The sequence below is a fragment of the Piscinibacter sp. XHJ-5 genome (genome assembly GCF_029855045.1).
Taxonomy (GTDB): Bacteria; Pseudomonadota; Gammaproteobacteria; order Burkholderiales; family Burkholderiaceae_C; genus Albitalea.
On the sequence record NZ_CP123228.1, the window covers coordinates 6,369,835 to 6,391,321 of the forward strand.

The 21,487-nt window shown below is 69.5% G+C and carries 16 protein-coding genes; 6 read left to right on the plus strand and 10 right to left on the minus strand.

What is annotated here, in order from left to right:
• Positions 1 to 27 precede the first annotated feature (27 nt).
• Entirely contained in the window at positions 28 to 672 is a 645-nt protein-coding gene (locus tag P7V53_RS30250; protein WP_280153182.1) for a glutathione S-transferase, read from the minus strand.
• A gap of 79 nt (positions 673 to 751) precedes the next feature.
• Here P7V53_RS30250 and rfaE2 point away from each other — a divergent pair, with 79 nt between their 5' ends.
• Positions 752 to 1,225 carry a D-glycero-beta-D-manno-heptose 1-phosphate adenylyltransferase gene (gene rfaE2 / locus P7V53_RS30255; protein ID WP_280153183.1) on the plus strand — a complete coding sequence of 158 codons (474 nt, stop codon included), beginning with the start codon at positions 752 to 754 and terminating at the stop codon, positions 1,223 to 1,225.
• Here the strand turns inward: rfaE2 and P7V53_RS30260 are convergent.
• Genes P7V53_RS30260 through glnE form a run of 3 tightly spaced genes read right to left on the minus strand, consistent with a single transcriptional unit; the run spans position 1,222 to position 5,445 of the window.
• Positions 1,222 to 2,115 (minus strand): DMT family transporter, encoded by an 894-nt coding sequence (locus P7V53_RS30260; RefSeq protein WP_280153184.1) that lies wholly within the window; start codon positions 2,113 to 2,115, stop codon positions 1,222 to 1,224. The genes rfaE2 and P7V53_RS30260 overlap by 4 nt on opposite strands.
• Positions 2,112 to 2,696, minus strand: coding sequence for a rhomboid family intramembrane serine protease (locus P7V53_RS30265; RefSeq protein WP_280153185.1), 585 nt, complete (start codon positions 2,694 to 2,696; stop codon positions 2,112 to 2,114). Before P7V53_RS30265 ends, P7V53_RS30260 begins: the two co-directional genes overlap by 4 nt.
• Positions 2,689 to 5,445, minus strand: a complete 2,757-nt coding sequence (gene glnE / locus P7V53_RS30270) for a bifunctional [glutamate--ammonia ligase]-adenylyl-L-tyrosine phosphorylase/[glutamate--ammonia-ligase] adenylyltransferase (RefSeq protein ID WP_280153186.1) — start codon at positions 5,443 to 5,445, stop codon at positions 2,689 to 2,691. Before glnE ends, P7V53_RS30265 begins: the two co-directional genes overlap by 8 nt.
• 138 nt (positions 5,446 to 5,583) lie before the next feature.
• Here glnE and P7V53_RS30275 point away from each other — a divergent pair, with 138 nt between their 5' ends.
• A complete protein-coding gene (locus P7V53_RS30275) occupies positions 5,584 to 9,741 on the plus strand; it encodes a YhdP family protein (RefSeq protein WP_280153187.1) in 4,158 nt (1,385 codons plus the stop codon).
• A 2-nt stretch (positions 9,742 to 9,743) separates the two neighbouring features.
• Positions 9,744 to 10,571 carry a carbon-nitrogen hydrolase family protein gene (locus P7V53_RS30280; protein ID WP_280153188.1) on the plus strand — a complete coding sequence of 276 codons (828 nt, stop codon included), beginning with the start codon at positions 9,744 to 9,746 and terminating at the stop codon, positions 10,569 to 10,571.
• Between the two features lie 21 nt (positions 10,572 to 10,592).
• Here the strand turns inward: P7V53_RS30280 and P7V53_RS30285 are convergent, their stop codons facing one another.
• A complete protein-coding gene (locus P7V53_RS30285) occupies positions 10,593 to 10,781 on the minus strand; it encodes a hypothetical protein (RefSeq protein ID WP_280153189.1) in 189 nt (62 codons plus the stop codon).
• A 104-nt stretch (positions 10,782 to 10,885) separates the two neighbouring features.
• Positions 10,886 to 13,483 carry a DNA topoisomerase III gene (locus P7V53_RS30290; RefSeq protein WP_280153190.1) on the minus strand — a complete coding sequence of 866 codons (2,598 nt, stop codon included), beginning with the start codon at positions 13,481 to 13,483 and terminating at the stop codon, positions 10,886 to 10,888.
• A 127-nt stretch (positions 13,484 to 13,610) separates the two neighbouring features.
• On the opposite strand from P7V53_RS30290, the gene P7V53_RS30295 reads away from it, so the two are divergent.
• From P7V53_RS30295 to P7V53_RS30305, 3 genes are read left to right on the plus strand one after another with little or no spacing between them, the layout of a single operon-like run.
• A complete protein-coding gene (locus P7V53_RS30295) occupies positions 13,611 to 14,090 on the plus strand; it encodes an SET domain-containing protein-lysine N-methyltransferase (RefSeq protein WP_348273457.1) in 480 nt (159 codons plus the stop codon).
• A gap of 6 nt (positions 14,091 to 14,096) precedes the next feature.
• Entirely contained in the window at positions 14,097 to 15,011 is a 915-nt protein-coding gene (locus tag P7V53_RS30300) for a biotin--[acetyl-CoA-carboxylase] ligase (protein ID WP_280153192.1), read from the plus strand.
• Complete coding sequence (locus tag P7V53_RS30305; RefSeq protein WP_280153193.1) at positions 15,005 to 15,670, plus strand: hypothetical protein; 666 nt, start codon at positions 15,005 to 15,007, stop codon at positions 15,668 to 15,670. Before P7V53_RS30300 ends, P7V53_RS30305 begins: the two co-directional genes overlap by 7 nt.
• A 4-nt stretch (positions 15,671 to 15,674) precedes the next feature.
• Here P7V53_RS30305 and P7V53_RS30310 read toward each other — a convergent pair whose 3' ends face one another.
• The 4 genes from P7V53_RS30310 to tkt all read right to left on the minus strand — a co-directional run bounded on the left by P7V53_RS30310 (position 15,675) and on the right by tkt (position 21,375).
• Positions 15,675 to 17,579, minus strand: a complete 1,905-nt coding sequence (locus tag P7V53_RS30310; RefSeq protein WP_280153194.1) for a S8 family peptidase — start codon at positions 17,577 to 17,579, stop codon at positions 15,675 to 15,677.
• 248 nt (positions 17,580 to 17,827) lie between these two features.
• Entirely contained in the window at positions 17,828 to 18,844 is a 1,017-nt protein-coding gene (gap, locus tag P7V53_RS30315; protein ID WP_280153195.1) for a type I glyceraldehyde-3-phosphate dehydrogenase, read from the minus strand.
• Positions 18,845 to 18,940: 96 nt separating this feature from the next.
• A complete protein-coding gene (locus P7V53_RS30320) occupies positions 18,941 to 19,384 on the minus strand; it encodes a hypothetical protein (protein ID WP_280153196.1) in 444 nt (147 codons plus the stop codon).
• Positions 19,381 to 21,375 (minus strand): transketolase, encoded by a 1,995-nt coding sequence (tkt, locus tag P7V53_RS30325; RefSeq protein ID WP_280153197.1) that lies wholly within the window; start codon positions 21,373 to 21,375, stop codon positions 19,381 to 19,383. The genes P7V53_RS30320 and tkt overlap by 4 nt, the downstream gene beginning before the upstream one ends.
• Positions 21,376 to 21,487: the final 112 nt, after the last annotated feature.

A 21,487-nucleotide genomic window follows, 5' to 3' on the forward strand; every position in this document is an offset into this window, starting at 1 on the left:
CCGCTCCGGCGGGCCTTTTCCATTCCGCTAGGCGGCGCGCTCTTGAGCCGCCTTGCGGTCGGCGACGACGCGCTGCGCGCTCGGACGCTGGCCGATGAGCTGGCTGTACGGCTTCCACGCGATGCCGGCGGCTGCAACCAAGTCCTCGCCATACACGCTCTTGCTTGCAAGAGACACGAGCGGCAGGCTGACGTAGGCGGCGCAATCGGCCATCGTGAAGCGCTCGCCGGCGATATACGGCGAAAACTTCGCCAGCCGCGCAAGCCCCGCCAGGTTCTTCGCGAGCTGCTTGCGCACCCGCGCCGCATTGCCCTCGCTGATCTCGCCGCCGAAGAACGCCTTGCCGTACAGCTCACGCGCCGTCAGCTCGACATGCAGGTCGATGAAGGTGACGAGCTCGCGCACCTTGGCGGCCTGCCATGGATCGGCCGGCACGAGCGGCGGCTGCGGCCACACCGCCTCGAGGTAGTCAACAATCGCCTGGCTCTCGCACATCGCGCCGTGCTCGGTGCGGATGAACGGGATCTTCGCGAGCGGCGAGCAGGCGAGCACCGTCTCTTCAGTGCTCTTGGTGGAGCAGTGTTCCTCGACGAAGGCGATGCCCTTTTCGAGAAGCACCATCTTGACCTTGTTGTAGTAGTTCGAGATTGGTGAGCCGCACAGCGTGATCATGGCGTGTCTCCTGTCGCGTCGAACCCAGTCTAGGCGCGCACCGGCGCCACGTGCTGACACGCAGGCGACAATGCACGCCATGCCCACTTTTCTCGACAAGCTGTGCCCGCGCGGCGAGTTGCGGTCCCGCATCGCCGCGTTGCCGCAGCGCGTGGTCTTCACCAACGGCGTGTTCGACATCCTGCACCGCGGGCACGTGAGCTACCTCGCCCAGGCGCGCGAACTCGGTGCGAGCCTGGTCATCGGTCTCAACAGCGACACGTCGGCGCGCGGTCTGGGGAAGGGCCCCGATCGCCCCCTGAACAACGAGGCGGATCGGGCCTGCGTGGTGGCCGCGCTGGAGAGCGTGAGCCTGGTCACCCTGTTCGATGAGCCGACGCCAGTCGAGCTGCTGAAGCTGGTGCGACCTCAGGTGTACGTGAAGGGCGGCGACTACGACATCGAGGCGCTCGAGGAGACCAAATGGGTGCGCAGCTGGGGCGGCGAAGCGCGTGCGCTCCCCTTCGTCGATGGCTATTCGACGTCCGCTCTCGTGAGGCGCATCCGCTCCTAGCGCCGGTTCACGAGCACGATCCCCGCAGCCACCGTCACCAGCGCCACGATCAGCCGAGTGGTGATCGGCTCGCCGAGCAGCAGGGCGCCCATCAGCAGGCCGAACACCGGCGTCAGCAGCGTGAAGGACGCGAGCCGCGTCGCCGGGTAGCGGCGCATCAGCCAGAACCACAGCAGGTAGCTGGCGAAGGTCACGACGACGACCTGAAACCCCAGCGACGACCACGCCAACACCGACAGCTCGCGCGGCAGCGGCGCGCCGGTGATGGCCGCCGCGAACGCCAGCATCACCGCCGACACCGCCAGCTGATAGAGCAGCGTCTTCTCCGCCGACGCGGCGGTGAGCCGGCTGGCCCGGATCGCCAGCGTCGTCGCGCCCCAGAGCACTCCCGCGGCGACGCCCAGGGCATCACCGACCCACTGGCGCTCGCCCGCGGCGGGCCGCGTGAAGCCCTCGGCGAACGCCCAGGCGACGCCCGCAAAGGCCGCGACGAGGCCAACAAGCTGCGATGCCGACAGCCGTTCCGAATGGGCGATGAAGGGCATGCCCAGCGCGACCACGAACGGCGACAGATAGATGAACACGACCATGCGGGAAGCGGTCGTGAACTGCAGGCCGATGAAGATGCAGCCGAACTCGGCGGCAAACAGCGCGCCGGCGAGCAGTCCGCCGCGCAGGGTTCCGTCGCGCTCGAACAGTCGGATGCCACGCGCCATCGCCCACAACCACACGAGCAATGCACCGCCCGCCGAGCGGATGGCCGCCTGTTGCAGCGCCGGCACCTCGGGCAGCGCCGCCTTGGCCGCAACCTGGTTCAAGCCCCACAGGAAGCAGCAGCCGACGAGCAGCGTGACGGCGAGCGAGTCGAGACGGGTCTTGCGTTCAGTCATGGCCGGCGATGGTAGGGACATCGCGCAAAGCCCTCCGCGATCACCGCACACAGCACGCCGCTGGCGAGCCCGCTTGCATGCGCCAACGGCGCAATCGCGATGTCCCACCCGGGCGGATGGCGCAGCGCGCCGGTCCATGGCGTCTCGCTCAGCACCTTGGCCAGCAGCACCCCAAGCATCACCGACCCGAGCAAGCGCCGCCCTCGCAGGGTCAGCAGATGCACCGCCACCACGGCGACGCCGGCGTGCAGCACGCCCGACAGTCCGCCATAGTGAAGCAGCTGCGGCTGCAGCACGAGCCCGAGCTGTGCGAGCGGCCAGGCCGCTGCCCACGCAAGCGCACCGCGCAGCGGCATGCGCGCCGCGTGACCCAGCGCACCGACCAGCACCCCGCCGGCCAGATTGGCGCCCAGATGCAGCAGGCTGTAGTGCACGAAGACGGCACTCAGCGCTCGCCACGGCTGAAGCCACGCGAGGGCCGGCTGCCAATCGATGACCTCGCGCGGAACGGACCAGCCGATCAGTGCACCGCTGCACAGCAGCGCGGCCAGGCCGGCCCAGACCCGCGATGGTTCAGCCAAACACCGTCCGCCACAACGCCAGCACCGCATCACGGTGCGCGGCCAGTGTCTGCGGCGCGACCTGCGTGGGCTGCTCGTCCAGGCGCGCACGGTGCTGCGCTCGGCGCAGTTCGCGGTAGGCGTTTGCGGCCGCGACACCCATGCCCTGCGGCAGCAGGCCCCCTGCTTCGGCGCGCTGCAGCAGCGCGATGTTGCCGACGTTGTCGAGCAGCTCGCCGTGAATGGCGCTGTGCGCCAGCACCAGGTATTGCACCGCGAACTCGACGTCCATCATGCCGCCGGCGCTGTGCTTGACGTCGAACAGGCCGTCCTTCACCGGATGGGCGGCCCTCACCTTTTCGCGCATCGCCTGCACCTCTTCGCGCAGCGACTGCGCATCGCGCGGAGCGCTCAGAACGGTGCGGCGCACCGCCTCGAAGCGCGGCGCGATGTCGGTCCAGCCGGCGCAGAAGCGCGCCCGCGTGAGCGCCTGGTGTTCCCAGGTCCAGGCGGTGTTGCTGCCGCGGCCGGTCTGATAGCGCTCATAGCTCTGCATCGATGCGACCAGCAAGCCGGAATTCCCGTTGGGGCGCAGCGCGGTGTCGATGTCGAACAGCTCGCCCGCCGCCGTGCGCAGCGTGAGCCAGTTGATCAGCTTGCGCACGAAGGCGCCGTATACCTCCGGAGCACGCTCGTCCTCGTCGTCGTAGAGGAACACCACGTCGAGGTCACTGCCGTAGCCAAGCTCCTTGCCGCCCAGCTTGCCGTAGGCGATGACCGAGAAGCGGGGCTCTTCGCGATGACGCTGCTTGAAGTGCATCCACGACCAGCGCAGGGCGCACTCCAGCGTCGCATCGGCCAGCGCCGACAGGTCGTCGGCCACCTGTTCCACCGTGATGTGACCCTCGACGTCGCGAACCAGCGTGCGGAACACCTCGGCGTGGTGGGCGCGGCGCAGGGTGTCGAGCAGCGATTCCTCGTCGGCCTGGCCCGAGCGCTCCCAGGCCTGGTGGCGTGCGTCCAGGTCGAAGATGTACTCGCCGCGGTCGAAGCGGCCGTGCAGCAGGCGCTCGTCGGCAAGCTCGTCGATGACGCCCGGATGCAGCATCAGGTAGCGCATCGGCCAGCGCGCGAGGCCCAGCAGGCGCAGCAGCCGGTTCTCGACCTCGGGGCGCTCCACCAGCAGCGCGAGATAGCTTTCGCGGCGCAGCAGCGGTGCGAGCCAGTCGACGAAGCGGATCGCCGCATCCATCGTGCAGCGGGCTTCCTCCACCGCGTGCGCCGCGCGGGTGACGAGCTTGGCCAGGCGCAGCTTGCTCTCGTCGCGCAGCCCCTGGATGCGCGGCTGGGCGGCCCATTGCCGCACGCGATCGCGCAGTGCGGCCGGCAGGCGCTCGATGAACTCCTCGCTGTCCACCGGCTGCGGGATCTGCCCGCATTGGCGGCATCCGCCGTTCTTGCCGGGCGCCGGCGCCTGGCCGTCGTGCAACAGCGCATCGAATTCGGTGGCGACCACCTCGCGAGTCGTGCACAGGGTGTCGAGCAGCTCACACGCATCGGCATTGCAGACGAAGCCCATGCTGCGCGCAATCCACTCGAGGTCGCCGTCGGTCGTCGGCAGCAGGTGGGTCTGCTGGTCGTCGAGGAACTGGATGCGATGCTCGACGCGGCGCAGGAAGGTGTAGGCCTCGGCCAGGCGGCGCGCGCTGTCGGGTTTCATCAGTCCGCCGGCGGCCAGCTTGTCGAGCGCCTTCAAGGTGGAGCGTGTGCGAATCTCGGGGAACTGCCCGCCGCGCACCACGAGCAGCAGCTGCACGATGAACTCGATCTCGCGGATGCCGCCACGCGACAGCTTCACGTCGTTGGCGCGCTCGGGCCGGCCCGCGGCGCGGCGCTGCGCCTCATCGCGCACCTTGCGATGCAGCTGGCGAAGTCCTTCGAAAACGCCGTAGTCGAGATAGCGCCGGTAGACGAAGGCCGTGACCGTGGAGCGCAACGCAAGCGCCCGGCCGTTGCGCACGCTGGCCAGCGGCGCGACGACGCGGCTCTTGAGCCACGCGAAGCGCTCCCACTCGCGGCCCTGCACCTGCAGGTACTCCTCGAGCATCGCGAGGCTGACCACCGGCGGGCCCGAGTTGCCGTTGGGACGCAGTGCCAGGTCGACACGGAACACGAAGCCGTCTTCGGTGGTCTCGCCGATCAGCGTGTACAGCCCGCGGGCAAGGTGCGAGAAGTACTCGTGCGCAGACATGCGCTGCGGCCCGGAGGTCTCGCCGTCCTCTTCGTAGACGTAGACCAGGTCGATGTCGGACGAGACGTTGAGCTCGCGCGCGCCGAGCTTGCCCATGCCGACGACCCAGAAGTCGATGTGCTGACCGCCTTCGGTGAGCGGTTCGCCGAAGCGCGCATCGAGCTCGCTGCGCGCCTGTGCAAGCGCGAGATCCAGCGTGGCCTCCGCCAGCTCGGTCATCGCGAGCGTGATGTCCTCCATCGCCGCCCCCTGCTCGATGTCGAGGACGGCGAGGCGCTCGAGCACCAGCTGACGCGCTACTCGCAGGGCGCTGGCCAAAGGCCGTCCTGCCGACTGCAGGCGATCGACCAGCGCGACGACATCGTCGCGGCGCGGCAGGCCTGCCGGCAGCAGCGGAAGCTCCTGCGCATAGCGGCGGCGGATTCGTTGCACGAATCGGCTGTGATCGGCGCGCGCGTGGGGTGGCGGGGGCTGCAGCTCCGACGGATCGGCCAGCGGGATGTCAGGCAGGGAACCCATGGCGGTCGCGGAGGTCTGTGCTAGATTGCCGCCGCGCCGGGAACTGACGGGGAATCAGATCCCCGGGGGAACCAGAACAAAACATTGCGGCATCGCACCGCACACTGTCTCGCCGATCTCCGGCTCCCCAACTCGTTCATGTCCATTGTTGCGCCTGTCACTGCCGCTGCACCAGCGCCGCGCTCCCGACGCGCCCTGATGGCGGCGCGCTTGCGCTGGTTGGCGCGGGTGCTGGCGGGACTGGTCATCGCGGCGTGGAGCTTATTGCTTGTCGCCTGGCTGACACTGCACTGGGGGATTCTGCCGCACATCGACGACTGGCGACCGCAGATCGCGCAGCGGGCCAGCAAAGCGCTCGGGGTTCCGGTGCTTATTGGCAACATCAGCGTGCAGTCCAGCGGTTGGGCGCCGATGCTCGAGCTGCGCGATGTCGTGCTGCAGGATCCCCAGGCGCGACCCGCGCTCGCGCTGCCACGCATCGTGGCCACGCTGTCGCCGCGCTCGCTGTTCGCGCTGGAGCTGCGCTTCGAGCAGCTGCTGATCGAGGGCGCACACCTCGAGGTGCGGCGCGATGCGGCCGGCCGCATGTTCGTGGCAGGCCTCGACTTCAGCGGTCCGAGCAGCGGCGACGACCGCAGCGCCGCCAACTGGTTCTTCAAGCAGCCGGAGTTCGTGATCCGCGGCGGCTCACTGCGATGGACCGACGAGCAGAACAATGCGCCGCCGCTGGCCCTCACCGACGTGCAGCTCGTCGTGCGCAACGGACTGCGCCGCCACGACATGCGGCTCGACGCGACGCCGCCCGCCGACTGGGGCGACCGCTTCTCGCTGCAGGGCCGCTTCACGCGATCCCTGCTGGAGGAGGCGGGCGACTGGCGCCACTGGAGCGGCACCGTGCACGCCGAGCTGCCGCGCGCCGATGTGCGCGAGCTGCGTCGGCACGTGAAGCTGCCGTTCGAGCTGAGCGAAGGCGACGGCGCCCTGCGCGCCTGGCTAGACGTGCGCGACGGACGGCCGCAGGGAGTCACCGTCGACCTCGCGCTGCGCGAAGTGGCGCTGCGCCTCGCCCCTGACGTGCAGCCGCTGTCGCTCGCGCAGATCGAGGGGCGGCTTGCGGCGCAGCGCAACGACGAGGGCTGGCAGCTGGCCGCACGCCAGTTCGGCTTCGTCACGGGCGAAGGCGTGCGCTGGCCGCGCGGCGATCTGGCGCTGTCATGGCGCCAGCGCGAAGGCCAAGCGCCCAACGGCGGCGACCTCAGCGCGCAGCGGCTCGACCTGGCGCTGATCGCCCAGGTGGCCGCCAGCGTGCCGCTCGGCGAAGCACTGCGCAAGCTGCTGGCCGAGCTGAGCCCGCAGGGCATCGTCAGCGATCTCGCGGCGAGCTGGAAAGGTCCGCTCGACAAGCCGGAAAGCTATTCGATGAAGGGCCTGTTGAGCGGCCTGTCGCTCGCATCCAAGGCGTCGCCCGAACCGCACGCGGTCGGCCGCCCCGGACTGCGCAACGCGACGATCGCGCTGGCCGCCACCGACCGCGGGGGTGACGCCCGGCTCACCATCAGCGGCGGCGGCATCGAGCTGCCGGGTGTGTTCGAAGAGCCGCTGGTCGCGCTGGACCAGCTGACGGCGTCGCTGCAATGGCGCGTGGAACCGGCAAGGCAGGCCGGTGTCCCGCCGCGCATCGCGCTGCAGGTCAAGGATGCGAAATTCGCCAATGCCGACGCGCAGGGGGAGCTCTCGGGCAGCTGGTCCACCGGCCCCGGCACCGGCGTGTCGCGAGGCGGCCGCTTTCCCGGGCAGCTCGAACTGACCGGCAAGCTTTCGCACGGCCAGGCGGCGCGTGTCGCCCGCTACCTGCCGATGGGCATTCCGCAGCACACGCGCTCGTACGTGGCGCGAGCGGTGCGCAGCGGCAGCGTCGAGAACATGACCGTGCGCGTGAAGGGCGACCTGTGGGACTTCCCGTTCCATCGGCTGCGCAACCCGAAGGACGGCGAGTTCCGCATCGCCGGCATGGTCGACAACGTCGAGTTCGCCTACGTGCCCGGCGCCCCGGCCAGCGGTGCGCAGCCCCCCCAGGAGTCGCCATGGCCGGCGTTCGGCAAGGTGCGCGGCGAGCTCGTCTTCGACCGCTCGTCGATGGAGATCCGCAACGCGCAGGCGCGGGTCTTCGGCGTCGAGCTCAACCGCGTCAACGGGGGCATCCGCACGCTTCACGAGAAGCCGGTCCTCGCCATCGAAGGCCAGGGCCGCGGACCCTTGGCCGACATGCTGCAGTACGTCAATGCCTCGCCGGTCGGCCGCTGGACGGGCAAGGCTCTGGCGCAGGCCACCGGCAGTGGCGTCGCCGACCTGCGGCTCGCCCTGTCGATTCCGCTCGTCGAGGTCTCGGCGTCCACGGTCAAGGGCAGCATTGCGCTGGCCGGCAACGACGTGCGCCTGACGCCGGAAACCCCGCTGCTGGGCTCGGCCCGGGCACGAGTCGCCTTCACCGAGAAGGGCTTCAGCGTTGCCGGCGGCGCGGCGCGAGTGCTCGGCGGCGATGCCACCTTCGACGGCGGCATGCAAAGCGACGGCAGCGTGCGCTTCACCGGCCAGGGCACCGCCACTGCCGACGCGTTGCGCCGCGCACCGGAAATCGGCCCGCTGTCGCGGCTGGCTGCTTCGCTGGGCGGCCAGGCGACGTATCGGCTGAACCTCGGCTTCGTTCGCGGCCACTCCGAGATCACCGTGACGAGCAACCTCGTCGGGATGGCGTCGGACCTGCCGCCCCCCTTGCGCAAGACGGCCGACCAGCCGCTGCCGCTGCGCTACGGCAACAGCCTCGCCGCGGATTCGCTCGCGCCGGGTCAAACGCCGCGCGACACGCTGCGCCTGGAGCTCGGCAATGTGGTTGCGGCGCAGTACGTGCGCGAACTCTCCGGCGAGGCGCCGCGCGTGCTGCGCGGCGGCATCGGCGTGCTGGACGTGCTGCCCTCGCCCGCGGCCGGCGTGGCGGTGCAGCTCAATGTGGCGAGCCTCGACGTCGACGCCTGGGAGACCATCGCCAACCGCGTCTTCGCCACCCCTGCGGCCGCCGGTCCCGCACCGGCCGCTGCCGGCGGGGCGGCGTCCGCCAGCTCAGGCGGTTATGCGCCCACCTCCGTGGCCCTGCGGGCCCAGGAAGTCATCACCGGCGGGCGCCGGCTCAGCAAGGTCGTGGCGGGGATCTCCCAGGAAGACGGCTTGTGGCGCGCCAACCTGGACGCCGAACAGCTCAACGGCTACGTCGAATACCGGCCGCCGCGCCGGCCGGGCGGCGGCGGGGCGGGCCGCGTCTACGCGCGCCTGTCGCGGCTGTCGCTGCCCAAGAGCGACGCCGAAGGCGTGGAGAACCTGCTCGACCAGCAGCCGTCGGCGGTGCCGGCACTGGACGTCGTCGTCGACGACCTGGAGCTGCGAGGCAAGCGGCTCGGCAAGGTCGAGATCGAAGCGGTGAACCGCTTCAGCGGCGAAGGCCGCGACGCGGTGCGCGAATGGCGACTCAACCGGCTCGCGATGACGGTGCCGGAAGCTCGCTTCACGGCCAGCGGCATCTGGTCGCCGGCCGGCGCGGCAGCGGGTTCGCGCCGGCGTGCGCAGCTGAACTTCCGGCTGGACCTGACGGACAGCGGCGCGCTGCTCGAGCGGCTGGGCACCGGCCGCGCCATCCGCGGCGGCAAGGGCAACCTGTCCGGCCAGGTCGCCTGGCTCGGGTCGCCGCTCGCGCTCGACTATCCCAGCCTCACCGGCCAGGTCAACGTGGCGATCGATGCGGGCCAGTTCCTGAAGGCCGAGCCCGGTGCGGCCCGGCTGCTCAGCGTGCTCAGCCTGCAGTCGCTGCCGCGGCGGCTCGCGCTGGACTTCCGCGACCTGTTCCAGGAAGGCTTCGCCTTCGACGCCGTCACCGGCGATGTCAGCATCCAGCAGGGCGTGGCGCGCACCAACAACCTGCGCATGCGCGGCGTGCAGGCTGCCGTGCTGATGGAAGGCAGCGCCGACCTCGAGCGCGAGACGCAGGACCTGCGCGTGATCGTGGTGCCGGAGATCAACGCCGGCACCGCCTCGCTGGCCTATGCTGCCATCAACCCGGCGATCGGCCTGGGCACCTTCCTTGCGCAGGTGTTCCTGCGCAAGCCGCTCACCCAGGCCGGCACGCGCGAGTTCCACGTCACCGGCCCGTGGAGCGACCCCAAGGTGGAGCGGGTCGAGCGCAAGTTCGGAGACCGCGCGGCCGATGTCGATGCAGCATCGTCGTCAGGCGACAACGCAAAGAGGTGAGGATGGGCAAGTTGAAGATCGCCGCGCTGCAGACCGTCTCCACGCCGGATGTCGAGCGCAACCTGGCGGTGGCGCGACGGCTCGCCGCCCAGGCGGCCGGCGAGGGTGCACAGCTCGCCGTGCTGCCCGAGTATTTCTGCTTCATGGGGCCGAATGACCGCGACAAGCTGACGATCGCCGAAGCGCCCGGCGACGGTCCCATCCAGCAGGCGCTCAGCGACATCGCACGACAGCATCGCCTTTGGCTCATCGGCGGCACGGTGCCGATCCGCGTCGCGGGCAACGCCGAGTTCGTGCTCAATGCCAGCTGTGTCTTCGGGCCGGACGGCCGCCAGACGGCGCGCTACGACAAGATGCACCTGTTCCGCTACGACAACGGGCGCGAGTGCTACGACGAGGGGAAGGTGCTTCAGGCGGGCGATACGCCGGTGGCCTTCGACGCGGACGGATGGCGCGTCGGCTGCAGCATCTGCTACGACTTGCGGTTTCCCGAGCTGTACCGCGCACTGAGCCTCGCGCCGGGCGAGCCGCCATGCGATCTGATCGCGGTGCCGGCCGCCTTCACCTTCACGACGGGACGCGCGCACTGGGAGGTGCTGCTGCGCGCAAGGGCGATCGAGAACCAGTGCTATGTGATCGCCGCCGCGCAAGGCGGCAAGCACGAGACGGGTCGCCGCACCTGGGGCCACAGCATGATCATCGACCCCTGGGGCGAACCGCTTGGCGTCCTGCCCGAAGGCGAGGGCATGGTGATGGCGGAGATGGATGCCTCGCGCATCGAATCGGTACGCACGCAGCTTCCGGCGCTGGAGCACCGGCGCTGCTTCTGATCCGACGCCCGCGCTGGAGCGTCAGCTGCCGGAGCGCACGAGCCGGGTCGGCGTGTTGACCCAGATCACCTTGACGCCGGTCGCGAGAGCGGCGCGCTCGATGGCGGCGACCCTTTCGTGATCGGTTTCGGTACGCGGCGACGTCGTCGGGGCCGCGGCGCAGCCGACGAGACCCACACCGACCAGCAGGCACAGGATGAGGCGCTTCATGTCAGCTCCTGAAAGCGTGACGGGGCGTTTCTCAATTTACGCCTGGGCCTCGGGACCGTCAACGCAACTTTGCTCGTGAACCCGTCGCTCCTGCGCCCTTTTCCTCAGCCCTTGGCACCGACCTTCTTCGCCGCCGCCTTCTTCGCGGGCGCCTTGGCTGCGCGAGGCTCGAATTCGAAGGTGACCTTGCCTTCCTTCTTGTCGTAGGCCAGGCGCGCCTTGAACTTGCGGCGTGTCTTGTTGGAGACGAAGTTCTCGAGCAGGTCGGTCTTGCCCTCGGCCAGCAGCTTGCTCATCTGCTCACGCGCGACCGGCTGCTGCAGGATGATCTTGCCGCTCTTGAAGTCGCACGTCACATGAGCGCCGACGCTGTGCTCGCAGACGTAGGACGCGCCATGCTCGTAGACATGGCCGCGGCATTTGGGGCAGCTGCCGAGGCTTTCCTGCCCGCTGAAGTCGACCGGCTCCCCGGACTCGCCTTCGCGCTTGGCCTCCTCGCCGAAGTCGAACTCGAGCTTCCAGTTGCCGATCTCTTCGTCGTAGGCCAGCTTGAGCTCGGCGGTGAACGGCCAGCCCGCCTTGGAGCGAAAGCCTTCCAGCGGGCCGATCTTCTTGGTCGAGAGAAAGGTCTCGACCTCGTCCAGCTCGAAGCTGCGGCCGCCGGGAATCTTGCTGATCGAGAAACCGCAGCCCTCGCCATCGGCAGACTTGCCGGTACAGGTGAAGCGCCGATAGTTTTCCTTCACCACGCCGCCGCATTGCGGGCACGGCGTCTTCAAGGTGGCGTAGTCGCCGGGAATGGTGTCGCGGTCGTATTCCTTCGCCTTGGCCACGATGCGCTCGGTCATCGCGGCGATCTCGTCCATGAACTTCTGGCGGCTGAGCTTGCCCTTTTCCATCTCGGCGAGCTGGTACTCCCAGTTGCCGGTCAGCTCGGGCTTGGTCAGCTCCTCGACCTGCAGGCCGCGCAGCAGCGTCATCAGCTGGAACGCCTTGGCGGTGGGGATCAGCTCGCGTCCCTCGCGGTGCATGTACTTCTCCATCAGCAGGCCTTCGATGATGGCCGCGCGCGTCGCCGGCGTGCCCAGGCCTTTCTCCTGCATCGCTTCGCGCAGCTCGTCGTCGTCGATCAGCTTGCCGGCGCCTTCCATCGCGGACAGCAGCGTCGCCTCGGTGTAGCGCGCCGGCGGCTTGGTCTTCAGCGCATTGACGTCGACATGCTCGGTGCGCACCAGCTCGCCGGGCTTCACGGGGACGAGGTTGGCATCGTCCTCCTGCGCCTCCCGCCCGTACACGGCCAGCCAGCCGGGCTTGACCATCACCTTGCCGTTGGTCTGGAAGCTGTGGCTGGCGTCGCCGGCCTTCACGGTGGAGATGCGCGTGGTGACCATGAACTCGGCCGGCGGGAAGAACACCGCGAGGAAGCGCTTGACGACCATGTCGTACAGCTTGGCCTCGATCTCGGACAGGCTGCCCGGCGCCTGCAGGGTCGGGATGATTGCGAAGTGGTCCGACACCTTGGCGTTGTCGAAGATGCGCTTGTTGGGCTTGACGTAGCCCTCGTCGATCGCCTTGCGGGCATGCGCGTTCAGCGTCCGCAGCGGGCCGGGCAGGTCCTCCTCGGACAGCATCTGCATCGTCTTCTTGACCACGCTGACATAGTCCTCGGGCAAATGCTTGCTGTCGGTCCGCGGGTAGGTGAGCACCTTGTGCTTCTCGTACAGCGCCTGTGCGATCGACAGCGTGGTCTTGGCCGAAAAGCCGAAGCGTGAATTGGCTTCGCGCTGCAGAGTGGTCAGGTCGTACAGCCCGGGAGCGCTCTGCGTGCTGGGCTTGGCCTCCTCGGTGACGCTGGCGGGCTGGCCGCGCACGGCCTGCGCGATGGCCTGGGCATCGGCCTCGGTCCAGACGCGGTCGGCGCGCAGCTCGAGGTCTTCGGGATTCTTTTTCCACTTGGGGTCGAACCACTTGCCGTCGTACTGGCCGGCCTCGGCGTCGAAGGTGGCCTTGATCTCCCAGTAGTCGCGCGCCACGTGCTTGCGGATCTTCTCCTCGCGCTCGACCACGATGGACAGCGTGGGGGTCTGCACGCGGCCCACGGTCGTGAGGAAGAAGCCGCCGTCGCGGGAGTTGAAGGCGGTCATCGCACGCGTGCCGTTGATGCCCACCAGCCAATCGGCCTCGCTGCGGCTGCGCGCCGCATCGGACAGGCCCAGCAGCTCCTCGTTGCTGCGCAGTTGCTCGAAGCCGTCGCGAATGGCCTGCGGCGTCATGCTCTGCAGCCAGAGGCGGCGGATCGGCTTGGCGTGTCCCTTCTTGTCGACGCCGGCGTACTGCACGATGAGGCGGAAGATGAGCTCGCCCTCGCGGCCCGCGTCGCAGGCGTTGATGAGCTCGGTCACGTCCTTGCGCTTGACCAGCTTGACCACGGCATTGAGCCGCGTCTTGGCCTTGTCGATCGGCGCCAGGTCGAAGTGCGGCGGGATCACCGGCAGATGCGCGAAGCTCCACTTGCCGCGCTTGACGTCGTATTCCTCCGGAGCCTTGATCTCGACCAGATGACCCACCGCCGACGTGACGATGTAGCGCTCGCTCTCGAAGTACTCCGCGTGTTTCTCGAACTTGCCGACGCTGGGTGTCAGCGCGCGCACGATATCGGCGGCGACGGACGGCTTCTCGGCGATGACTAAGGTTTTGCTCATGTGTCTTTCTGCGACCGGCCGCAGCGGCTGGCGCGCGGCTCAATACAATTCGGGCTTCTCGCGCGCATGCACGTACGCGCGCGCGCCCACAAATTCAATGTACCCAAACAAGTCGATGACGCAAGCGATGGCGACCAAGCCCCCCCTGACCCCTGCTGCCAATGGCCGCCGCATCCAGGTCCGCCGCTCGGGCGTGCACGGCAAGGGCGTGTTCGCGGTGGCCCCCATCCCGAAGGGCGAGGTGATCATCGAATACAAGGGCGAGGTCATCAGCTGGCCGGAGGCGCAGCGGCGCCATCCGCACGACCCGGCCGATCCGAACCACACCTTCTACTTCCACATCGACGACACGCGGGTCATCGATGCGAAGTACGGCGGCAATGCGGCGCGCTGGATCAACCACGCCTGCCAGCCCAACTGCGAGGCGGACGAAGTCGACGGCCGCATCTTCATCAAGTCGCTGCGCTCGCTCAAGCCGGGCGAGGAACTCTTCTACGACTATGGGCTCATCATCGACGAGCGCTACACGCCCAAGCTGAAGAAGCAATACGAATGCCGCTGCGGCTCCCGCAAGTGCCGCGGCACCATGCTGGCCCCGAAACGGTGACCGCCGATGCCTGACCGCCCGCTGCGCTGGGGCGCAGAAGCCCTCTGGGAACAGCTGACGCCTCAGCTTCCGGGGCTCAGCGTCGAGGTGGTCGCGCGTATTTCGTCCACCAATTCGGCGCTGCTGGAGCGGGCGCGCATCGTCACCCCGGCGGCCACCGACGAGGGCGACCTTGCCCAGGTGCGGCGCAGCGTCGAGAGCACCGCCTTCGGCCGCCGCGCCGCCGATCTGCAGCCCTGCCTGCTGGTGGCCGAGCACCAGACGCACGGGCGCGGCCGGCAGGGCCGGCTGTGGCAGGCGTCGCCGGGCGCGTCGCTCACCTTCTCGCTGGCACTGCCGCTGGCCCCGCTGGACTGGTCGGGCCTGTCGCTGGCCGTCGGCGTGGCGCTCGCCGATGCGCTCGACCCGCCACCGTCCGGACCCGACGGCCATCGGCCGCGGCTGATGGTGAAGTGGCCCAACGACCTGTGGCTGATGGACGCCGAGACCGGCCGCAAGCTCGGCGGGATCCTCATCGAAACCGTGGCCGCCGGATCGCGGCGGCTGGCGGTCGTCGGCATCGGCATCAACGTGCTGCCGATGTCGCCCGGCGACGCCGCCACGGGCTTCGCCTGCGTGCAGGAGATCGACCCCGACGCGACCGCGCCGCAGGTGCTCGCCCGCGTCGCCAAGCCGCTGGTCGAAGGCCTGCGGCGCTTCGAGCGCGAAGGCTTCGGCGACTTCGCCGACGCCTTCGCCCGGCGCGACCTGCTGCGCGGCCGGCGCGTGCGCACCACCCACTCCGACGTACCCGAAGGCTGCGCTGAAGGAGTGTCCGCCGATGGCTCGCTGCTCGTGCGCACGCCCGACGGCGAGCTGCGCACGGTCAGCAGCGGCGAGGTCAGCGTGCGGCTCCAGCCGGGCGGCGAGGCGCCATGCTGAGAGGTCTGGCGGCGCTGCTGCTGCTGGCCAACCTGGCCTTCTTCGCGTGGACCCAGGGCTGGCTGGACAACGTCGTCGGCGTGCGCGCAGCCGGCGATCGCGAGCCCGAGCGATTGCAGCGGCAGGTGAATCCCGAGGTCGTGCGCATCCTCACGCCGCAGGCGGTGGCTGCCGCCGCCAGCGCCGCCGAGCTGCGCCTCGCCTGCCTGGAGGCCGGCCCGTTCGACGCCGGCACGATAGGCGCCGCGGAAACCGCGCTGTCGGCCACGCTGCCCAGCGGCACCTGGGCCCGCGTGACCACCGAGCGGCCGACCGCCTGGATCGTCTACATGGGCCGCTTCGCGAATCGCGAGGCGCTGCAGCGCAAGCAGCAGGAACTGGATCGCATCCGCATCAGCGTCGAGGAGGTCCGCAACGCGCCCGACCTCGAGCCCGGGCTGTCGCTGGGCCGCTTCGCGCAGCGCGCCGACGCGGAGACCGCGCTGGCCGACATGGCGCGGCGCGGCGTGCAGACCGCGCGCGTGGTCGAGATGTGGCGGTCGGCGACGCTGCACATGCTGCGTGTGCAGCGAGCCGACCCGGAACTCGCCGCGCGCGTGATGGGGCTGCGCCTCGACGCGCTGGGCAAGGGCTTCGGGCCCTGCGCGCGGAGCTCCTAGCCGGCTAGACGCGGGTCGCCTGGCGGCCGACGCGCAGCCAGGCGATGGCCAGAGCCAGTGCGACGAGCCACGAGAGGTCGACCGCCCCGCCGCCGCCACCGCCGCTCTGTGCAGGCGCAGCCGTCACGACAACGCTCGACGAGCTCGTGGCCGAGCCGCCGCCGCTGTCGGTCACCGTCAGGGACACGACGACCGTGCCCGGCGCCGTGCCGCGCAGCGTCGCGGTGTCGCCGGCCGCCGATTCGATGACGGCCGAGGTGTCGCCGCTCGTGATGGCCCATTGGTATTGCACGATCGCACGGCCCGCGCTGGCTTCGGACCCCGCCGCGCTCAAGGTCACGGCCTGACCCGAGGCGACGCTGGCCGAGGCCGGATTCAGGACCGCCGTCGGAAGATTGGCGGCCACGACGGCGCCGGCCGCGTCCAGCATGCCGGCGCCGCAGGTGGTACTCGTGCAGTGGCATTCGATCTGGTCGTTGCCGTCGGGCGCGTGGCACACCGGAACCGAGGGGTTGGTCGAACTGGCTGGGAACGGCCGCGCCGTTCGCACCAGGGCGTTGCGGATCTGCGTCGGCGTCATTGCCGGATTCGCCGAGAGCATCAACGCCGCGGTGCCCGCCACGAGCGGCGCCGAGAAGCTCGTGCCGACGGAGAACTCGAAGCTGTCGGTGTAGGTGTTGGTCGCCGGCCCGGTGGCACCGGTGTTGACGGTCGTCACCAGCATGTTGAGGCAGGCGCCCGTCTCGTTGACGCAGTTGCCGCCCGGGGCGCTGAGCGCCACTTGGGGTCCGACGCTGGAGAAGCCGACCTTGGTGCCGATGTGTCGCACCGCGCCCACGGCGATCGCACCGCTGCAGTTGGCCGGGGCATCCACGGCCGCGCCCGAGTCGTTGCCCGCCGACACGACGACCGTCACGCCCGCCGCGTTGAGCTGGTTGATCACGCTCTGATAGCTGGCGGGACAGGCGCCGGGCGAGCCGAGGCTCAGGTTGAGGATCTGTGCCGGATGCGGGTTGGCCACCGGGTTGCTCGACAGGCCGGCGGCCCACAGCATCGCGGCCTGGATGTCCGAGTCGAAGCCGCCGCATTTGCCCAGCACGCGCACCGGCAGCACCATCACGTTGTAGCCGACCGACGCCATGCCGATGCCGTTGTTGGTCGCCGCGCCGATCAGGCCAGCCACTTGCGTGCCATGCCACGAGCTGGAGCCCACCGCGTCGCTGCAATCCGCGAAATCGGGATCGCTGTTCACCTCGGCCTGCGTGACCCAATCCCCCGGATCCGAGGGATCGCCGTCGCGGCCGGTGCCGTCGTTGGCCGTCTTGACGTCGTTGATGAAGTCATAGCCGGGATGAAGCTTGCCGGCGAGGTCGGGATGATCGAAGCGCACGCCGGTGTCGAGCACCGCGACCGTCACGCTGCTCGAGCCGGTGGTCGTGTTCCACGCGGTCTCGGCATTGATCGCCGACACGTTGGTCGAGGTGGGCGGCCGCAGGTACCACTGGCCCACCGTGGGCGTCGTTCCCGAGGGCTGATTGCCCGGGTAGAGCGGATCGTTGGGGACCGCGCGGGCAAACCGGCGACGGTCGGGCTCGGCGAATTCCACCTCGCTGTCCGCGGCGAGCCGCGCCGCCAGGGCGCGCGAGCTGAGGCCCCGCGCAAACACCACCTGCGCGCGCTCGCCGATGGCGTGGCCATCGGTCAGCGCGACTCCAAGACGCTGCGACAGCGCGGCGGCCTGCCCGCGCAGCGGCGATCCGGCCTTGTACTTCACGATCACGCGGGCCATGTCGCCGCGGTCGGATGCTGCGTCGTCGTAGCGCTTGGCAGCCTGGGCGTGAGGCGCGTGCAGCGTCATCGGCGCGAGCAGCGCACACAGCATGGCCAGGGTCAGCAGGGGATGGCGCATCGGCGATGCCTCCGGAAGCGGTGTTGGAATGGAGCCTGAGATGCATGAACGCCGCCCGATCGATTCACGTCGACCGGGCGGCGCCACAGCGGTGGCGGCAGTTTAGGTGGGGCCGGGGAGCCCGGGCGGATGCAGCCGGCGCCGGGCGCGGTAAACGATTGTTGCGGTGGCACCTCCGCGTGGCAGAAGTCACGCCGCGTCATGAAAAACGGCCTCCGAAGAGGCCGTTTCGCCAGCGGCGGGAGGCGTCACTTGGCGTTCATCAGCGCGACGGTGGTGTCGAGCATGCGGTTGGAGAAGCCCCACTCGTTGTCGTACCAGCTGAGCACCTTGACCAGCTTGCCGTCGGCCGACACGCGCGTCTGCGTCGCGTCGAAGATGCTCGACAGCGGGTTGTGGTTGAAGTCGACCGAGACCAGCGGCTCGGTGCTGTAGCCGAGGATGCCCTTGAGCGCGCCCTCGCTCGCATCCTTGAGGATCGCGTTGACCTCGTCGACGGTGGTCGGCTTCTTGGAGATGAAGCTCAGGTCCACGATGGACACGTTGATCGTCGGCACGCGCATCGCGAAGCCGTCGAGCTTGCCGTTGAGCTCGGGCATGACCAGCCCGACGGCGGCGGCCGCGCCCGTCTTGGTGGGGATCATCGACTGCGTGGCCGAGCGCGCGCGGCGCAGGTCCTCGTGATAGACGTCGGTCAGCACCTGGTCGTTGGTGTACGAATGGATCGTCGTCATCAGCCCCGACTCGACACCCAGCTTGTCGTGCAACGGCTTGACCAGGGGCGCCAGGCAGTTGGTGGTGCACGAGGCGTTCGAGATGACGGTATCGCTCGCCTTCAGCGTGTGGTGGTTGACGCCGTAGACGATGGTGCCGTCGACGTCCTTGCCGCCCGGCGCCGAGATGATCACCTTCTTCGCGCCGCCGGTCAGGTGCGCCGAGGCCTTTTCCTTCGTCGTGAAGAAGCCGGTGCACTCCATCACCAGGTCGACGCCCAGGTCCTTCCAGGGCAGCTCGGCCGGGTTGCGGTTGGCCAGCACGCGGATCTTGTCGCCGTTGACGACCATGTAATCGCCGTCGACCACCACCGTGCCGGGGAACGGCCCGTGCACGGTGTCGTACTTGGTCAGGTGCACGTTGGTCTCGGGCTTGCCGAGGTCGTTGATGGCGACGATCTGGATGTCGTGCTTCTTGCCGCCCTCGTAATGGGCGCGAAGCACGTTGCGGCCGATGCGGCCGTAGCCGTTGATGGCGACTTTGATGGTCATGGGATTACTCCGTGGTGGCGTCGAAGAGGTGGCGCAAGCGGCCCGCCGGCATTGTCGCGTGCGCCGGGTACCTGACGGTTTCAAGGCGCATGGATGTCATGACCGGGCACAGGCCGCGTAGACGGTGGTGAACGGAATCGGCCCGGCCGGGCGCGTGCCGGCGTCGAAGTCGAAGCTCATGGACAGCGCGGCGGCTTCGGTCGCCGCGGCGATCTGCGCCTCGCCGACGCTCTTGACCGTCCTGGGCGAACCCGGCGCGACGCTGCCGTCGGGCTGGATCATCAGGCGCACGACGGCGCCGCCCGATTGCGAGGCGCGCGGCGCGCTGCCGGGCGGAAAACTCAGCGGCGTGCGCACGCGCACGCCGCGCGCCTGCAGGTCGGCCAGGGATTCGCCGGGCGGCACTGCGGCGGCCAGGCTCTCGTTGAGCGCGCCGCAGGCATCGGACGGCGCAGGGGCCGGCGGGGGCGGCGCGAACACCGTGCAGGCCGCCAGGCCCGCGGCGGCCGCGGGCGCTGCCAGCCGGCACAGCCGCTTCATCCGCGCAGCACTTTCAGCACCGTCGCCGCGACGTTGTCGGCGGTGAAGTGGAAGTGCTTGAACAGAACGCCCGCCGGGGCCGACTCGCCGTAGGTGTCGATGCCCACCACCGCGGCGCAGCCGTACTTCCACCAGCCGTCGGTGACGCCGGCCTCGACCGCGATGCGCGGCAGGCCGGCCGGCAGCACGCGTCGCTTGTAGGCGGCCTCCTGCCGGTCGAACACCGTCGTCGACGGCATGGACACCACGCGCACCGCAACGCCATGCACCGCGAGCTGCTGCTGCGCATGCAACGCGAGCTGCACCTCGGAACCGGTGGCGATGATCACGGCCTGGGGCTTCTTCTTCAGGCCGACCTCGGCCGGCTCGGCCAGCACGTAGGCACCCTTGGCGATCTCGTCGAGACCCGACTTGGGGGCGTACGGCAGGTTCTGCCGCGACAGCAGCAGCGCCGTCGGACGCTGCCGGTTCTCCAGCGCGCAGGCCCAGGCGATCGCCGTCTCGGCGGTGTCTGCGGGCCGCCAGACGTCCAGCCCGGGGATCAGGCGCAGCGCGGCTGCATGCTCGACCGACTGGTGCGTCGGCCCATCCTCGCCGAGGCCGATGCTGTCGTGCGTGAAGACGTGGATGACGCGCTGCTTCATCAGCGCCGCCATGCGGATCGCGTTGCGGCTGTAGTCGCTGAAGGTGAGGAAGGTGCCGCCGTACGGCACATAGCCGCCGTGCAGCGCGATGCCGTTCATGATGGCGGCCATGCCGAACTCGCGCACGCCGTAGTTGATGTGGCGCCCGCCGTTGGCCTCGCCCGCGTCGTCGAAGCGCAGCGACGGCGTGGAGCTGGTGTTGGTGAGGTTGGAGCCGGTCAGGTCGGCCGAGCCGCCGATCATCTCGGGCAGCGACTTGGTGAAGGCTTCCAGCGCGATCTGGCTTGCCTTGCGCGTGGCCACGGTGTCGGCCTTGCCGTGCGCGGCGACCGCCGCATCGACCGCGATCTGGTGAAAGCCGGCCGGCAGCTCGCCGCGAACGCGGCGCAGGAATTCGGCGGCCAGCTCGGGATGCGCCGCCCGGTAGGTCGCGTAGCGATCGTTCCATCGCGACTCGAGCTCGGCGCCTTCGGCGCGCGCATCCCACTGCTCGTAGGCGGCCTCGGGCACGACGAAAGGCTCGTGAACCCAGCCGAGCGCGTCGCGCGTCTTCTGGATCTCGTCGACGCCGAGCGCCTCGCCGTGCGCCTTGGCGGTGCCGGCGCGGGTGGGCGCGCCCTTGCCGATGGTCGTCTTGCAGATGATGACGCTGGGCCTGTCGGTGCTCTGCTTGGCTTGCACGATGGCGGCGTCGACCGCATCCACATCGTGGCCGTCGATCGGGCCGATGACGTTCCAGCGATAAGCCTGGAAACGCTTGGCGGCGTCGTCGACGTACCAGGGCTCGACCTGCCCGTCGATGCTGATGCCGTTGTCGTCGTAGAAGGCCACCAGCTTGTTGAGCCGCCACGCGCCGGCCAGCGCACACGCCTCGTGGCTGATGCCTTCCATGAGGCAGCCGTCGCCCATGAAGACGTAGGTGCGGTGGTCGACCAGCGCGATGCCGTCGCGGTTGAACTCGTGGGCGAGCAGCTTCTCGGCCAGCGCCATGCCCACCGCATTGGTGAGGCCCTGGCCCAGCGGTCCGGTGGTGGTCTCAATGCCCGGGGTGATGCCCACCTCCGGATGGCCGGGCGTCTTGCTGTGCAGCTGGCGGAAGTTGCGCAGCTCGCTCATCGGCAGGTCATAGCCGGTGAGGTGCAGCAGCGCGTAGACCAGCATCGAGCCGTGCCCGTTGGACAGCACGAAGCGATCGCGGTCGGGCCACTGGGGGTTGGCGGGGTTGTGGCGCAAGTGCCGGCCCCACAGCGCGACGGCGATCTCGGCCATGCCCATGGGGGCGCCGGGATGGCCGGAGTTGGCCTGCTGCACGGCGTCCATCGCCAGCGCTCGGATGGCGTTGGCCATCAGTGTGGGTTGCGAGGGCGAAGTTGCCGGGGAAGCGAGAGCGGCGGCCATGCGTGGTGTCCCGAAGCGGGCTCGAAGGGAAAACCGGGCATTTTACGGGCCTCGAGTGTCG

Coding starts and splice junctions, on each gene's coding strand:
- P7V53_RS30285 (WP_280153189.1), bottom strand. CDS start 10,781: ATGAAGCGCCTCATCCTGTGCCTGCTGGTCGGTGTGGGTCTCGTCGGC.
- P7V53_RS30290 (WP_280153190.1), bottom strand. CDS start 13,483: ATGAGCAAAACCTTAGTCATCGCCGAGAAGCCGTCCGTCGCCGCCGAT.
- P7V53_RS30300 (WP_280153192.1), top strand. CDS start 14,097: ATGCCTGACCGCCCGCTGCGCTGGGGCGCAGAAGCCCTCTGGGAACAG.
- P7V53_RS30320 (WP_280153196.1), bottom strand. CDS start 19,384: ATGAAGCGGCTGTGCCGGCTGGCAGCGCCCGCGGCCGCCGCGGGCCTG.
- P7V53_RS30250 (WP_280153182.1), bottom strand. CDS start 672: ATGATCACGCTGTGCGGCTCACCAATCTCGAACTACTACAACAAGGTC.
- P7V53_RS30295 (WP_348273457.1), top strand. CDS start 13,611: ATGGCGACCAAGCCCCCCCTGACCCCTGCTGCCAATGGCCGCCGCATC.
- P7V53_RS30280 (WP_280153188.1), top strand. CDS start 9,744: ATGGGCAAGTTGAAGATCGCCGCGCTGCAGACCGTCTCCACGCCGGAT.
- P7V53_RS30310 (WP_280153194.1), bottom strand. CDS start 17,579: ATGCGCCATCCCCTGCTGACCCTGGCCATGCTGTGTGCGCTGCTCGCG.
- gap (WP_280153195.1), bottom strand. CDS start 18,844: ATGACCATCAAAGTCGCCATCAACGGCTACGGCCGCATCGGCCGCAAC.
- P7V53_RS30305 (WP_280153193.1), top strand. CDS start 15,005: ATGCTGAGAGGTCTGGCGGCGCTGCTGCTGCTGGCCAACCTGGCCTTC.
- P7V53_RS30275 (WP_280153187.1), top strand. CDS start 5,584: ATGTCCATTGTTGCGCCTGTCACTGCCGCTGCACCAGCGCCGCGCTCC.
- rfaE2 (WP_280153183.1), top strand. CDS start 752: ATGCCCACTTTTCTCGACAAGCTGTGCCCGCGCGGCGAGTTGCGGTCC.
- glnE (WP_280153186.1), bottom strand. CDS start 5,445: ATGGGTTCCCTGCCTGACATCCCGCTGGCCGATCCGTCGGAGCTGCAG.
- tkt (WP_280153197.1), bottom strand. CDS start 21,375: ATGGCCAACGCCATCCGAGCGCTGGCGATGGACGCCGTGCAGCAGGCC.
- P7V53_RS30260 (WP_280153184.1), bottom strand. CDS start 2,115: ATGACTGAACGCAAGACCCGTCTCGACTCGCTCGCCGTCACGCTGCTC.